Raw genomic sequence first — 1,335 nt, 5'->3', positions numbered from 1 at the left:
GATTTTCGAAAGCACTAATGGTTAACAGAAGCGGTTAACAGAGTCGCTCACGGCTCTCAATTGCCGTCTACTGTGAAACAAAAAGCCACTCATGTTGCCATGAGTGGCTTTTGAAACTGTTCATCGCTAATGGAAATTAACGAGTACCGTAAACAACGATAGTCTTGCCATGTGCAGAAATCAGGTTTTGCTCTTCGAGCATCTTCAAGATACGACCTACTGTCTCACGAGAACAGCCAACGATTTGACCGATTTCTTGACGAGTGATCTTGATCTGCATGCATCGTGGTGTGTCATCGCATCTGGTTGTTTAGCAAGATTCAATAGCGTCTGAGCGATACGACCAGTTACGTCTAGGAATGCCAAGTCACCCACTTTTTGGCTGGTCACTTGCAGACGGCTTGCCATCTGAGCAGATAGACGCATCAGGATGTCAGGGTTTACCTGAATTAGCTGACGGAATTTTCTTGAATGAGATTTCCGCGACTTCACAAGGAGATTTTGCGCGAACCCAAGCGGTAACGCTCTTGGCCTTCTTCAAACAGGCCTAATTCACCAATAAAGTCACCTTGATTTAGGTAAGAAAGGATCATTTCTTTACCTTCTTCATCCTTAATCAGTACCGCAACAGAACCTTTTACGATGTAGTAAAGTGTTTCTGCTTTTTCGCCCGCATGAATTAGCGTTGCTTTTTGATGGGTACTTATGAATATGACAGTGTGAAAGAAACCACTCTAGTGTTGGATCGGTTTGAGGTTTACCTAGAACCATAATATCTCACTTCCTCTGCAGGGTACGCTTGCCGCTATCCGTATTTTAGCGAAGCCTTAATCTTGGCTTCCTAGAATAAGAGCTGTTAACTAAGGCTGCAAGCTATCTTGTGTTTCGGTTTGAAATAGTATCCTTTTTCGAAAACGATTTCTTGATTTTAATCGTGCCGAGTATCGGATTTTTTAAGCAAAACTGTGCACATGATCACGGTATGAAAAGTAATCGCTCTCTGTGCTGGGTTTTTATCCAATTTTGCCCGTTTCAATCAATTGTTGCAGGATAGGCTGCACAATTAATTCCATAGCAAAACTCATTTTTCCTCCCGGCACCACAAGGGTGTTGTGGCGTGACATGAACGAGCCATCGATCATCGCCAGTAGGTATGGAAAATCAACGTTTTTGATTCCTCTAAGACGAATCACCACAAAGCTTTCATCAAGGCTTGGGATGCCTTTGGCGTTGAGCGGATTGGAGGTATCGACCGTTGGGACTCGCTGAAAGTTGATGTGAGTACGAGAAAATTGCGGTGTGATGTAATTCAGATAGTACGTCCATTGAGCGCAC

General features: G+C 43.7%; 2 pseudogenes. Both read right to left on the bottom strand.

The features are described from left to right. Positions 1-136: 136 nt before the first annotated feature. A pseudogene (gene crp, locus CIK04_RS24015) lies at positions 137-771 on the bottom strand (cAMP-activated global transcriptional regulator CRP). A gap of 242 nt (positions 772-1,013) precedes the next feature. After that, a pseudogene (locus CIK04_RS24010) lies at positions 1,014-1,335 on the bottom strand (phosphoribulokinase); the annotation flags it as partial.

The organism is Vibrio sp. 03_296, assembly GCF_002265885.1.
Note: the sequence above shows the minus strand (reverse complement) of the source record. Positions and strands in the feature narration are given on the sequence as shown.